General features: G+C 58.6%; 16 protein-coding genes. 11 read left to right on the top strand and 5 right to left on the bottom strand.

Going from position 1 to position 11331, the window contains the following annotated elements; genetic code table 11:
• Nucleotides 1–66 precede the first annotated feature (66 nt).
• Together L981_RS26795 and L981_RS26790 are read right to left on the bottom strand one after the other, a co-directional pair.
• Complete coding sequence (locus tag L981_RS26795) at nucleotides 67–816, bottom strand: FkbM family methyltransferase (protein ID WP_043623615.1); 750 nt, start codon at nucleotides 814–816, stop codon at nucleotides 67–69.
• 66 nt (nucleotides 817–882) lie between these two features.
• Nucleotides 883–1386, bottom strand: coding sequence for a hypothetical protein (locus tag L981_RS26790; protein ID WP_156134253.1), 504 nt, complete (start codon nucleotides 1384–1386; stop codon nucleotides 883–885).
• A 374-nt stretch (nucleotides 1387–1760) separates the two neighbouring features.
• On the opposite strand from L981_RS26790, the gene L981_RS26785 reads away from it, so the two are divergent.
• Nucleotides 1761–2741, top strand: a complete 981-nt coding sequence (locus tag L981_RS26785; protein WP_043623609.1) for a GlxA family transcriptional regulator — start codon at nucleotides 1761–1763, stop codon at nucleotides 2739–2741.
• 79 nt (nucleotides 2742–2820) lie between these two features.
• The gene (locus tag L981_RS26780) at nucleotides 2821–3261 is read left to right on the top strand and encodes a DUF2441 domain-containing protein (RefSeq protein ID WP_043623606.1); all 441 of its coding nucleotides are present in this window, start codon (nucleotides 2821–2823) and stop codon (nucleotides 3259–3261) included.
• Between the two features lie 116 nt (nucleotides 3262–3377).
• Here L981_RS26780 and L981_RS26775 read toward each other — a convergent pair whose 3' ends face one another.
• The 3 genes from L981_RS26775 to L981_RS26765 all read right to left on the bottom strand — a co-directional run bounded on the left by L981_RS26775 (nucleotide 3378) and on the right by L981_RS26765 (nucleotide 5530).
• A complete protein-coding gene (locus L981_RS26775) occupies nucleotides 3378–3641 on the bottom strand; it encodes a hypothetical protein (RefSeq protein ID WP_043623603.1) in 264 nt (87 codons plus the stop codon).
• Nucleotides 3642–3795: 154 nt separating this feature from the next.
• Nucleotides 3796–4050, bottom strand: a complete 255-nt coding sequence (locus tag L981_RS26770; RefSeq protein WP_034790944.1) for a YMGG-like glycine zipper-containing protein — start codon at nucleotides 4048–4050, stop codon at nucleotides 3796–3798.
• Between the two features lie 352 nt (nucleotides 4051–4402).
• Entirely contained in the window at nucleotides 4403–5530 is a 1128-nt protein-coding gene (locus L981_RS26765; RefSeq protein ID WP_043623600.1) for a site-specific integrase, read from the bottom strand.
• 347 nt (nucleotides 5531–5877) lie between these two features.
• On the opposite strand from L981_RS26765, the gene L981_RS26760 reads away from it, so the two are divergent.
• The 9 genes from L981_RS26760 (at nucleotide 5878) to L981_RS26720 (ending at nucleotide 11156) form a co-directional block, all read left to right on the top strand.
• Nucleotides 5878–6072 (top strand): helix-turn-helix domain-containing protein, encoded by a 195-nt coding sequence (locus L981_RS26760; protein ID WP_043623597.1) that lies wholly within the window; start codon nucleotides 5878–5880, stop codon nucleotides 6070–6072.
• Nucleotides 6038–7513, top strand: a complete 1476-nt coding sequence (locus L981_RS26755; protein WP_156134252.1) for an AAA family ATPase — start codon at nucleotides 6038–6040, stop codon at nucleotides 7511–7513. Before L981_RS26760 ends, L981_RS26755 begins: the two co-directional genes overlap by 35 nt.
• Nucleotides 7514–7792: 279 nt before the next feature.
• Nucleotides 7793–8209 carry a hypothetical protein gene (locus L981_RS26750; protein WP_043623592.1) on the top strand — a complete coding sequence of 139 codons (417 nt, stop codon included), beginning with the start codon at nucleotides 7793–7795 and terminating at the stop codon, nucleotides 8207–8209.
• Nucleotides 8210–8539: 330 nt separating this feature from the next.
• Entirely contained in the window at nucleotides 8540–8836 is a 297-nt protein-coding gene (locus tag L981_RS26745; protein ID WP_156134251.1) for a hypothetical protein, read from the top strand.
• On the top strand, nucleotides 8833–9270 hold the full coding sequence (locus tag L981_RS26740; protein ID WP_156134250.1) for a hypothetical protein: 438 nt from the start codon (nucleotides 8833–8835) through the stop codon (nucleotides 9268–9270). The genes L981_RS26745 and L981_RS26740 overlap by 4 nt, the downstream gene beginning before the upstream one ends.
• On the top strand, nucleotides 9267–9575 hold the full coding sequence (locus L981_RS26735; protein WP_043623584.1) for a hypothetical protein: 309 nt from the start codon (nucleotides 9267–9269) through the stop codon (nucleotides 9573–9575). The genes L981_RS26740 and L981_RS26735 overlap by 4 nt, the downstream gene beginning before the upstream one ends.
• A complete protein-coding gene (locus L981_RS26730) occupies nucleotides 9562–9825 on the top strand; it encodes a hypothetical protein (RefSeq protein ID WP_043623581.1) in 264 nt (87 codons plus the stop codon). Before L981_RS26735 ends, L981_RS26730 begins: the two co-directional genes overlap by 14 nt.
• Before the next feature lie 348 nt (nucleotides 9826–10173).
• Complete coding sequence (locus L981_RS26725; protein ID WP_043623578.1) at nucleotides 10174–10623, top strand: phage tail tube protein; 450 nt, start codon at nucleotides 10174–10176, stop codon at nucleotides 10621–10623.
• A gap of 77 nt (nucleotides 10624–10700) precedes the next feature.
• Nucleotides 10701–11156: a hypothetical protein gene (locus L981_RS26720; RefSeq protein ID WP_043623575.1), complete on the top strand. Its 456-nt coding sequence runs from the start codon at nucleotides 10701–10703 to the stop codon at nucleotides 11154–11156.
• The last annotated feature ends 175 nt before the right edge of the window (nucleotides 11157–11331 follow it).

Raw genomic sequence — 11331 nt, 5'->3', positions numbered from 1 at the left:
GTTCCTGTTGCGACCTGTGCTGTTCGGTGACGGTTCCGCCATCGCCGGCATGTTTCCGGATGAAGACTAATTCTGCTTGTGCGCTTTGGCGGACGAGCCGACCATGCGCACGGGAACGGCATTGGGCTCCAGATATGAGCTGTCCGAGCGCACGAAGAGGACGTCGACGAGGCGATTGTGCGAACGATGGGGGATGACATCGGCGACTTCGAAGCCTTGCTCTGCCATGTACGCGACAAGTTCCGAAAACCGATAGCTACCTTCAAATCGGCGACGAAGGCTCGCCTCCGTGAAGACGAATTGCGTTTCCCGAAGCGTTTTTTCTGCTCCCTTGAGAACATCAAGGTCAAAGCCTTCGGTGTCCACCTTCAATCCGAATGGACCTTTGTAGCCCTTGCTTTCCAGAAGTTCGTCCAGCGGCGAAATCTGTATCTCGACCGTCTTTTCCGGCTGCCGCTTCCAGTCCCTGCGTTTCATCAAGCTCGAGGAGGGACCTTCCAGGGAAAGCGTTGCTACGCCCTTGGCAGAGCCTGCGCCCGATTGAATGTAGTCGAAGTTCAGGCCCTTTACGCTGTCTGCGGCCTTCTCCATCGTATCCGGCTGGGGATCGATCAGGACGAACTTCTTGTCCTTGAACAGTTCGTAGAACACCGGGCTGCCCTGATAGACGCCGACATCGATGAATGTGTTGATAGCGAAGCCGTAGCGCTTCAGGTACGCAGCAGAGTAACGTTCCTCGGAAACGTGGAAACCTTGTCGCGTCAGCATCGAGGCGGCTGAGCGAAGCACCCGATTGAACAGCTTTCCCTTGGTCATAGTCCCCTCGGCAATTGCAATTTTCTCCAGACGAAACGCCTGGCCAGGTTAACGTAGTACTGGTGCTCAGATTTTCAGGCAGTTGTCCGGCACGTAGAACACGGACGTCCGCCACGGACGGCCGTTGACCGGTCCGAAGCCGTCGAAGTCGAGACGGCGATAGCCGTTGTTGATCAGCAGGTCGTATCCCTCCTGATACCGCTCGCGTTCACTGTTGTCCCAGATGATTGCGGAGGGCCTTTGCTTCAGGTTCATCGTCGCCTTGGCGCAATTCACACGATCGCGGCCGTCGATGACGACAACGTCGAAGGCGGTATCCTGGTGGCGCGTGAGAAAATGCAGCATCGGGTAGGTGTACCAGGGGCATGGTTCACCGTCGGCGGTCATCGGCTTGTGCTGTTTTGCACTTTCCAACCAACCCATCTGCCTCGCGCTTTCGACGAACTTCGGGAAGAAGTCGCGCGGGATATCCGGAGTCTCCCACAGAAGCAGGTCGAGTTTCTGCTCGATCTTTGGAATGCGGCCGATGAGCTTTGTCGCTTTTACGAAGTTCTTCATCGCGCCCAGCATCATAGTCTCCCTCAGTTTCGGACATGCTTAATGGCTTATATGTTTTGTTAGCGCAAGCGATTGAAACGCGGTTCTGGCAAGCGTCGAAGTCCGTCACCGAGCAGCCTCATCGCCGATTCCTCACGAACAATGGGCGCCTTGGTCGGCTTGCCGAGGCGCTGGACGTTACGGCAGTGCCGCTACGAAGCCGCAAGTCACATAAAAAAACGGGCCGGCGGATGGTTTCCGACCGGCCCGTTCCGGCAAAAGGCGGAAAGGGGAACGTCTCTGCGCGGGGCTGCAGCGCCGCGCGTAGGGAGATCGATACGGTCTGATAATGCCCGAAAGGCAGTATTGGAATTGACATTTCCCGCTTGAAATTTGACATTTCCCGCATGCCTTCCGATGGTCGCCTACAATCTGTGATCGAAGTTTCCGTCGTCATCCTGCCGGAGTCGTCGATCATGTCGCTAGCCTCCGTCTTGGACCCGATGCGCGCTGCAAACCGCATCTCGGGCCGCGAGGTGTTTCGCTGGCGGCTGCTTTCGGCCGATGGCAAGCCGGTGGTCTTGACCTGCGGTGTGCCGATCGCGGTCGAGGGGATGCTGCACCCGCCGCTTGCCGGCGACGCGCTGCTGGTGATTGGTGGCTTCAACCTTGATCGTCACGCCGGTAAGAAATTCATCGGCGGGCTGCAGGAGTGCTCACGGCACTTCGATATCGTCGCCGGCATCGAATCAGGCTGCTGGCTGCTCGGCCGCAGTGGTCTGCTCAACGGCCGCAAGGCGACGGCGCATTGGGAGGAACTGGAGGATTTCAGCCAGACGTTTCCAGAGCTGGCGGTGCTTGGCGACCGCTTCGTCATCGATGGCAAGTTCTGGACCTCGGGCGGTGCTTCGCCGACCTTCGACATGATGCTGCACTGGATCACGCAGCGGCTGGGGTCTGCCCTGGCGCTCGATGTCGCCAGCATCTTTGTCTACGACCAGACGCATAGTGCAGCCGACGTTCAGCCCTATGTTTCGCTCGGGCGGATCGAGACGCGCGACCCGAAGCTCGCCGAGGCTATCCGCCTGATGGAGCGCACGCTGGAGCGTCCCTTGACGATCGCGGCACTGACGAGACGACTGTCGATCTCGCAGCGCAAGCTGGAGTTGCTGTTTGCGCGAGGATTATCGACGAGTCCCGGCGCCTATTACCTTCGCCTGCGTCTTCAGTTCGCCCATCGACTGGTGCGAGACTCTGCTACTCCGATCCGAGAGATTGCCCTTCGATGCGGTTTCGACAGCCTGTCCGCCTTTTCGCGCGCCTATAGCCGCGAGTATGGAATGAGTCCGCTGAAGATGCGACTGGCCCGCAGAGGAGCGGAGGCCTAGGCAGCGCATCCCGTTAGAGGCCATTGATAATTTAGGGCCGCATCGTTCTCGTCGTGCAACGAGAAAGAGGGGGCTCCGCATGTTTCACTGGTCGCCAATCCGCTTGAGAGAAGGCAGCATTGTCGAGCCTGGCAATTTCGGGCGCATGATCAGGTGCTACCGGCCAGATCAATTTGGCGACGGCTGGCGGTTGGCCGGGGAACTGCTCTTCGAGCAGGCCCGTGAGGCCTACGCTCCCAAAGCTCCCTCGCGGCTGAATGCCTGCTTCATGTGTCCGACCTATGATGACGCCATGCGATATCAGGCGGCCTACGATCCTCACTTTCTACAAGTGCTTCACGAGGTGGAGATTGTTGAACTCGGTGCGTCGCCACATACCGGTGCGCTGAGCGTGCTGGATGAGAACCAGAGCATGTCCTTGTTGGATTCCTACCGCCGTCAGGCGCGCGATTATTGGAAGGCCGGGGCGAGGGGGATCGCGAACACGGCGTCGTCGATCCGGGTTGTTCGGGTCTTTTGACCCATTCGCCTTCCGACCGCATCATTGACGTTCGTTATGCATGGCGTGTGACGCGGTTTGCCGGCCAGGCGTCGGTGGGCTGAGCCGGCCGGGTGCAGTGGCGGGGCCGCTAGACGCTAATGAACCGTTTGTGGTGGCTCATCGGTAAAGGCCTGGATGCCGTCGCGCTGCACCGTGGCGATAAACTCTTCGAAAGCTTCCCTGTCGGTCGGGAAGGGTTCCTCCCATGTCGTCGAGAAGCCCTCCTCGTCGATGACCTCGAGGGTCCAGTCGCGATTCGTGCCTGCCTCCCGGTAGATCCGCAATTCCACGACGACGCCGTCGTCACTGAATTGGCCGGAAAATTCCGAAAACTCGTAGTTCTGTTCTTCGTCAGTCATTTCCGAAGTGTAACACGCTTGCTTGAGGACGTCCTGCTATGTTCGGCCTCGACTATGCTGCTCGCAGCTTCAGCCGGGCACACAGGCACATCCGATCGTCTCCACGAAGGTTTGGACCGGAACGCGCCTGTTACCTTGGTGAATGGTCCTGCCGTTACCGGCAGCGGGCCTCGTAGCGGCGGCCGTAGCGGTCGCGATAGATGCAATAGCCCTGGCGCTCCTGGGAGCGTCCGATCAGGTTGCCGATAACGCCCCCTGCGACCGCGCCGATTGCCGCGCCGCCCCAGCTGTCGCTGACCGCCCCGCCGATGATCGCACCGGTGCCGGCGCCGATCGCCGTACCTTTCTCGGTCTGCGTGCAGGAAGCAAGCGTACCAATCATCAAAACCGCAATGACAAGCTTTCTCATGCCTTCACCCCTTTGCTCGATACCAAACTGGGCAGTTCACCGCTTTGCATCCTCAGCGAGAGCCTCAGCATCTACTCAACGCGACGAATTGTCGATAGCACGGAATGCAACAGGCGAAAGATGGGGCGCGGCGCGCACCAAATATTGGGGCTAATACGCGCACATGGCGATGAGAATCGGCGTCGGAAAACGCTGACAAATAACCAATTTCATTGGGGTTTTCGTGGTGAGCGCGCAGGGATTCGAACCCTGGACCTACTGATTAAAAGGCTTTACCTCAATCCTTGATTTTCAGGCGGTGTAGCATGCTTTGAGACCATTTTGCTACCGTAAAAATCTGTAAGGCGCGGTATTAATCGTCAATTTGATCCATTTTTGCGGCGTCATCCTCGCTGGGGAACATGTGTCCATAGCGGCTCATGGTAATGTGAAATGTCGCGTGCCCCGCAAGCGTTTGAACCTGCTTTGGCTGATACCCGGCCTCAATCCATGTGCTGACGGCGAAGTGGCGCAAAGAGTGCCAGCCCGTATCGACGCCAGCGGCCTTGAGGGCAGGGAGCCAGAACCGCTTGACGAAATTTGTGTGCCGGGTGAACCCGCCCCGCGCATCGGGAAATAGATAGTCGTCATCTTCCTTGTAGCGCGTCACCTCGCGCCATGCCTTCAGGTCTGTAACCATTTTCCGGCTAAGTCTGACAGTGCGCTGACCGGCTGCGCTCTTGGTCGTGTCAAACTTTCCGAATGCATCCACGCGGCTAGAGACAACCAAGGACGCGTTTTCTAGGTCTAGGTCAGACCATTTCAGTGCCCATTGTTCGCTCGCCCGGAGTCCCGTTCTTGCGGCAAAGCGAACGCGTAGGGGAAGGGCATGCGGCTGAAGGCTTCGCGGCTGTTTGAATTCGTCTGCTGCCTTGAGGATCGCGTCAAATTCTTCCTTGGTCGGCGGCACTACCTTTTCAGTGCCTTCCCCTCGCTTGCCCTCAACACGCCGCCCCTTCGCAACATTGCCCGCAACCATGTCCTGCGCGACAGCGTAATCTAGCGTACGGGACAGAGAGCCAATTGTGCGCCTGATCGTTGTCAGGCCAACGCCTTTGCCTTCCAAAAGCTTGATCAAGTCCGTCACGTATCGGGCCGTCAGGTCGGCAAGCTTCACGGTGCCAAGCGTCGGGCGCACGTGGTCCCGTAGCTGGCCTGCCGTGTTGGTGACGTACATGCGGGTCCGCTGGCCCTTGTCTTCCTGCGCCTGAAGCTCTTTAGCGTATGCGTCGATAGCATCGCCTACCGTCTTCTTTGCCGCCTCAGATCGAAACGCGCCCTTGCTGATTTGGCCCTCTACTTCGATCCGGCGAGCGTCGGCCTCTTTCCTAAGCTTGAATTGTTCCTTGTGGCGCTTCCCCTGCCTGTCCCGAAAATCGAGGACCCATGCCGACTGCTTGCCAGCCTTTGTTTCCCATGTCCTTTTCGATACCGTCGCCATGTCATCCCCTGACCAACTGATATTATGGTCTCACGGATAGCTCCGGCGCACGGCAGATGTCAACAGGGGCATGACTTCGTGGTTCGGGCAGTTTCGAGGGCGCCAGCCCGACAGGCACGCGCGGCGGCGCGGGGCCAGATGGCAGCGGATAGAAGCAATCCGACATGGGTCTCTGGATGGCTTGCGCCATCTGGGACTCCCCGCACACCTACTTTTTTATACATTAAATCAATTGGTTGTCAGATTTCTGCAGAAAATACAGCAATCGCTGCTGAGGATTTCGTTGCCAATCGTAAATCTGGAATAGCCACGGGAGAAACCGTAAACCACGAAAGGAAGATGCACATATGAACGATAATCTTGAACTGCTGACCGGCGCCAATGCAATTGCGAAAGTCCTGGGGGTCAGCCCCCGCCGCGTCTATTCGATGGCAGAAACAGGCACCCTGCCAGCCTTCAAGCTCGGCGGCACTGTAGCAATCCGCCGCTCGAAGCTGGCCGAATGGATTGCTGATCTGGAAGCTTCTGCGCTGGCTGCCTGATGTCATGGCGTCGATAGACTGGACTGAGGAAAACTATGTTCCCCGCCCGCCCGAAACGACAGAGCAAAAGGCGGAGCGGCTGCGCAGACACAAGGAGTTGCAGGCGGCGCGCACGGCAGAGCGTCAGCAGCGAGAGGCAGAGAAGGCAGAAACGGGAACCAAGGAAGCGGCGCGCGATATCGCCAGCAGCCGGACGGCGAAGCCAGCAGAAGAAGATGACGGCGGATTATGGGGCAGTGATGGCCGTGTCGGCGGTCCCGGCTTCGATCCTGAATTGAGCGACGATCTGATTAAGGGTGTACTTCCTGAAGAGGGCGTTTTGCTTGTGACGGGTGTCAGCGGCGCAATGAAGACGTTCGGCCTCCTGCGCCTCTGCAAGGATTTGGCCACGATGAAGACCTTTTGCGGGTTCCCCATCATGCGGCACGGCGGAACGGTCTATCTGGGCTATGAGAGCCCGGCAACCATCAAGCCACGCATTGAGGCTATGCGCGTTGCCGACGATGACGGGGACGAAGAGATTGCTTTCATGGCGCCCACTGACTTGCGGCCATTTAGCGAGGATCGGGCTTTTGAGCGTCTGGAAACGTCACTTGAACGGGCTCATGACAGGTTCATTGCTCGCTTCCGTATCCCTTTGGTTTTCGTCCTGATCGATACGGCGATTGCAGCCGGGCTGATTGCAGACGAGATGAAGCCGGAACAGTGGCAAGCCATGTGGAACCGTCTAGCGGGCATTGCGCGGCGCCTGCGGATCGTTATCGGCGTTGTGGCTCACGCTGGCAAGGATGCTTCACAAGGCGCGCGCGGATCGTCAGCCAACTATGCCGGGGCTGACGCTGAACTCACCTTCAGCGCGGCTAAGAACCGGATTACTGGCGATATCGTCGGACGGCTTTTAGCCCTGACGAAATCGAAAGACGGGACAACCTTCCCCATGGCGGCGCTGACGGGTGATGAGTGGTTCGTTGGCAAGACACCCAAGGGCGAGCGAAAGAACGTCTTTGCAGTCGAGTTTGACACGTCACCTGAAGCGATTGAGCGGGCGATTGCGCAACAGGCAGAGGCGGTGGCGGCGAAGCCTGCAAGGGCAGAGACGGGCGCCGGGAATGGCGATGAGGAAAGCGGCGGAAGGGGGCGAAAGATCAACCTAGACACCCACGCTGGGCAAATCTTCCTTGCCTTCAGGAAGTACGGGAAAGAGGTCACGGCTGAGGATGGGGCTAGGGTCTGGCGTCTGCCTGCCGATGGTCCGCAAGGTCTGACAAAGGTCATGCGCCAACTGCCGTACTATCTGGAAAACTCGACACGGCTTAGCAACTTTGATCGGGCGGAAAAGGCGCTGAAGAAAATGACCGGCAAACGCGTGCACCTTGACGAGGTGAGCAATCATTATTTCGTCAGCGCGGAAGAGCTGAAGTCGGCTCTGGGCATGGTCTGAATTTTCCTCAGTTGGAAAGTGAGGACATGAGGAAACCTCACCTCACTAGTCCTCAACTGAGGACATGAGGACTCCTCACCTTGATTTGGGGGTGAGGACAAAGAAACCCTTATTTTGCAGAGGGGCCAAACACAATTCCTCACCTTCCTCACCCCCCTTCTAAAGCCTTAAAGCTTAGAAGGGGGGCGTGAGTGATGAGTGAGGAAAGCGAGCAAGTGATGAGGTGAAGAGTGATGAGGTGAGGAGCCTGCACACAAACATTAGAAAGGATGAATAAGCATGAGCAACAAAGCAAATTGGCAGGCGACGGAATACGGCCTTGAGATTGGCAGCTATGCGCTTGAGGGCAACAGTCTGCATTGGGTCAGGAAAGATCGCGGCGGCGTCTATAACGATATCATGCACATTGCCGGGAAGGGCTGGCAGGATCACGACTTCGCGCAATTCGTCTCTGAGTGGCGCAAGGCGATGGTGATGCATGGTCACGCGATTGATGAAGCGATCTTTGAGCGGACCATTCGCAAGGTGGTCAAAGACAACGCCCGGCGCGTTGCAACTCGCATCTTCGAGCGTCTGGACGATGAAATGCACCGGCCCGAAATTTTCGAGGAAGGCGGATTCAACATCATCAGTTGCCGCGAGATGTTTGCTCGCTCTGACCGGATCAAGCCCGTCTTGGCGCGGGTGCTGGCATGAGCGAGACGGCGGCAGAAACGACGAAGCGGCGCAACGGCTGGCGCTATGCGAACGCCTGATAAGTGAAACTTGGACCGGCCTTTCGGCCTGTCTGGGACTAACCGTCCCTCTGATCTGAGGGGCAGTTGAACGAATGCAGGGATAGCGCAAGACATCCCGGCGACTTGCTGGCGATCATTGCTGGCACGCAAGCAACACAAAATCGAGACAACGCCAGAGAGGGCGGGACGCCTCAGACACGCGGCAGCGGGTCCAAGCTTCCTGACCTAGCGATGGCGCATGTCTGCAATCACAAGGAGAAATTGAAAAATGACGAATAACGCAACCAATATGATTGGCATGACCGGAACCCTGATTGTCAGCCCGGCGCGCGTCCCGGCAAGTCCGAGCGATCCGATGCAGCACGAAGTCAAGCAGGGCTTCGCGGTTCACGCGGTCGTTGGCGATAGCCTTGTTCTGCTGATGGACTGCGGCACAAACACGCTGACTCCGAAGATTGTCACCATTGCTGATTTCCGCGATGGCGAGACCGGCCCCGGCTGGCAGAAATTCTATCACCTGCACCCTGTCGAGAAGGTCTCTGCTGTTGCGGTGGCAATCGAGAAGCTGAAGAACGGGCAGCTTTGATCATGACGGCTTCATGCGCGGAACGATACGCGGCACAAGTGGCGGCATTCAAGAAAAGCCGGGCAGTGGCACGGGCGGCGCGGTTGTCTCTGGCGGTAGGCGACAGCGGGCTTGTGTCCATTGTCGAGGTCAGCCGCAACCGGGCTCTTGCTCGCGTCTATCAGGCACCCTTCAAAGTCTTGGCTGTTGCTGGCGATCTGCTGACGGTGGCCTATCAGGATTGCAGGGGCATTGAGGTGCGGCGCATGATCCGGCGCACTGATGCCGGGCGGCGTATCTGGAATGGCGGCGACTCCCTGCGGTTCCATTTCGACCGGTTGGCAATGCTTGCGGCTGAGGTGGAAGCGGCAGCGCTCGCAAGGAAGTCTGAGGCCAAGGCGAAGGCAAGCGCCTACCGGGCACGGCGAGCGGCACAGCTGGCGGCAGCGGCATGAACCCGGCGCGGTATATCGAGGTTGTCGGCATCCCGGCGCGATATGTCACCATTGGCGACACGGGCAAGGTGCTGTCTATCGTCCCCAATGGTGACGGCTATGAGGTCGGCTCAATTTTCTGCCGTCGCTTCCGGGTCATCAAGGAGACCGCAACGCATGTCACGCTGCTGATATCCGTCAGCCGCAACAAGCGGCAGCGCCAGCGGATCGCGCGGGCAGATTTGAACGTGAGGCTTTCCCCTGCCGGGCGGATGGTCGTGCGGTACATCGTGGACAACAAGAGAGGATACAATGAGCAAGCTTAACGGCCTGACGGGCGTCAAAACGTCATACAAGCTCGACACGGCAAACCGGAAGCGCGCGGGCGTGTCCTTCCCCTTCGAGGTGCTTGAGGTTGTCGGCGGCGCGCTGGCGCTGAAGCTGACAAGCCGGAAAGAGCAGTGGATTGAATTCGTCCCGGCTGTCGATATGGGCCGGGCGATCCCAGAAGATGACGGGGAAGTGTCTTTCTTCAATCTCGATGCGGTCAAGCTGCCAAAAGCGACCCCCGCCTAAATCGACTCCAGATGCGTGCAGGCGAGCGGTAGCGCGTCCGGCTGCCTAGCGCGTCGTTCCATCCCTTGCGCTGCTGCTGTCGGGCAACCTGACCGGGTTTCCTGCAACGACGGCGTGCGAGGGCCGGTGAGTAGCGACGACGGCCCGGCGCGGCGTCTCGTCATGCGCGGCTTGTGTCAAAATTCGCCCAGGCATCTCGCCCCCTTTCGTGAGGGCGGGACGCACCAGACAGCTTTGCTGTCCAGAGACCCGTTGCAGCGGCTCAAACCGGCGCGGGTCTTAAATCTAAGACAGGCGGGGCGACCCGTCATCAATCCCTGAAAATCAAACAGAAAAGGAGCCTATCCAATGGCTAAGCCTACTACTGCGCGCTTTGGTGCGTTTGCCGTCATGCTCGGAACACTCGTTGCAGCGCCCGTCTATTCCGCCCCCTGCGGCTTCACTTCCAAGAGCCTTGCGCTCACGAAAGACCTGACAGAGGTCGTTATCCCTGATTGCGATGCGCCCGACGCTGCAAGCTGGGTTGGCCGCGACGTCACAAGCCTTTCCGCCTCCGTCAATGGTGAGGGCGTGCTTGCCGCCGAAAGCGTCAAGACGTGGCTTGATGCTTACAACCGCACAGAGCCCACGCCCGTTAAGATCGTGCTGACGCTCAAGACGGAAACGATCACGTGGACCGGCGTCATGCACGTTGCGAACCTGACGATTGATGCCGAGCAAGGGGGCAGGGTCAATCTGAATGTCGAGCTTTCTTCGGATGGCGAGCTTGTGCAGACCATCACCCCTGTCACCCCGTAACGACAACTGACTGACGGCGCTGCGGGCTCGATGCCCGGCGCCCGTCAGCCTCACATGAACCAAGGAGGGATAATCCTATGACTGAGAAAGAACGTCGGCAGGCCATGTTAGATTTGATGGTGCCCCGGATGCACAGCTTTTACAAAGGCTTGCGGGAAAAAGGTGAGGTGCCGACGAATGCAGAAATCCTTGCTGCCTGCCCGCTTCCCCGTGAATATCGAAGCATGAACGAACTACAGAATCTTGCGCTTGTCGAGGTGCGGGATGACGTGGACATTGAGTTGCGCCATGTTAAGTCGGGCGGCTCTGCGCCTGCTAAGGATGACGAGGCCGGGGCTAAGGCATCTGGCTCTATGGTTGATCGTCAGGCGGCGTTGCAGCGAGCGAAGCACGTGCGGCGTGAGGCTGTTTTGGCTGTGATCAAGTCGGAGTCGGCAGCACGTCGCGAGAGGGCGCGTGCTGACATGGTGGCTGCTGCACGGGCAAGCAATGCGGCCAAGGGCAGGACGGCAAACGGCATTCGCTATTGCTGATGGTTCTCGGCTGAGAATTACTAACGCACGTAGACGGGCTGGCTAGCTCGCTGCGTGCGTTTTGCGTTTGGGGCTACTGGTTGGCCGGGCGGGTGTCATGTCGATGCTGAGCCGGGTTGGGGGGCATGGCCGTAAGCATCCGGTGAAGGCCGCAGGTCATGCGGCCTGAGCGTTC

Origin of the sequence: Ensifer sp. ZNC0028, assembly GCF_000799055.1 — a bacterium.
GTDB lineage: Bacteria > Pseudomonadota > Alphaproteobacteria > Rhizobiales > Rhizobiaceae > Ensifer.
This window is presented reverse-complemented; position numbering and strand designations above follow the sequence as displayed.

Excerpts from the sequence above, each read along its gene's own strand:
- L981_RS26775 (WP_043623603.1), bottom strand. The coding sequence starts at position 3,641 with ATGACTGACGAAGAACAGAACTACGAGTTTTCGGAATTTTCCGGCCAA.
- L981_RS26720 (WP_043623575.1), top strand. The coding sequence starts at position 10,701 with ATGACTGAGAAAGAACGTCGGCAGGCCATGTTAGATTTGATGGTGCCC.
- L981_RS26735 (WP_043623584.1), top strand. The coding sequence starts at position 9,267 with ATGAACCCGGCGCGGTATATCGAGGTTGTCGGCATCCCGGCGCGATAT.
- L981_RS26785 (WP_043623609.1), top strand. The coding sequence starts at position 1,761 with ATGCCTTCCGATGGTCGCCTACAATCTGTGATCGAAGTTTCCGTCGTC.
- L981_RS26780 (WP_043623606.1), top strand. The coding sequence starts at position 2,821 with ATGTTTCACTGGTCGCCAATCCGCTTGAGAGAAGGCAGCATTGTCGAG.
- L981_RS26725 (WP_043623578.1), top strand. The coding sequence starts at position 10,174 with ATGGCTAAGCCTACTACTGCGCGCTTTGGTGCGTTTGCCGTCATGCTC.
- L981_RS26745 (WP_156134251.1), top strand. The coding sequence starts at position 8,540 with ATGATTGGCATGACCGGAACCCTGATTGTCAGCCCGGCGCGCGTCCCG.
- L981_RS26765 (WP_043623600.1), bottom strand. The coding sequence starts at position 5,530 with ATGGCGACGGTATCGAAAAGGACATGGGAAACAAAGGCTGGCAAGCAG.
- L981_RS26770 (WP_034790944.1), bottom strand. The coding sequence starts at position 4,050 with ATGAGAAAGCTTGTCATTGCGGTTTTGATGATTGGTACGCTTGCTTCC.
- L981_RS26790 (WP_156134253.1), bottom strand. The coding sequence starts at position 1,386 with ATGCTGGGCGCGATGAAGAACTTCGTAAAAGCGACAAAGCTCATCGGC.
- L981_RS26730 (WP_043623581.1), top strand. The coding sequence starts at position 9,562 with ATGAGCAAGCTTAACGGCCTGACGGGCGTCAAAACGTCATACAAGCTC.
- L981_RS26760 (WP_043623597.1), top strand. The coding sequence starts at position 5,878 with ATGAACGATAATCTTGAACTGCTGACCGGCGCCAATGCAATTGCGAAA.
- L981_RS26795 (WP_043623615.1), bottom strand. The coding sequence starts at position 816 with ATGACCAAGGGAAAGCTGTTCAATCGGGTGCTTCGCTCAGCCGCCTCG.
- L981_RS26750 (WP_043623592.1), top strand. The coding sequence starts at position 7,793 with ATGAGCAACAAAGCAAATTGGCAGGCGACGGAATACGGCCTTGAGATT.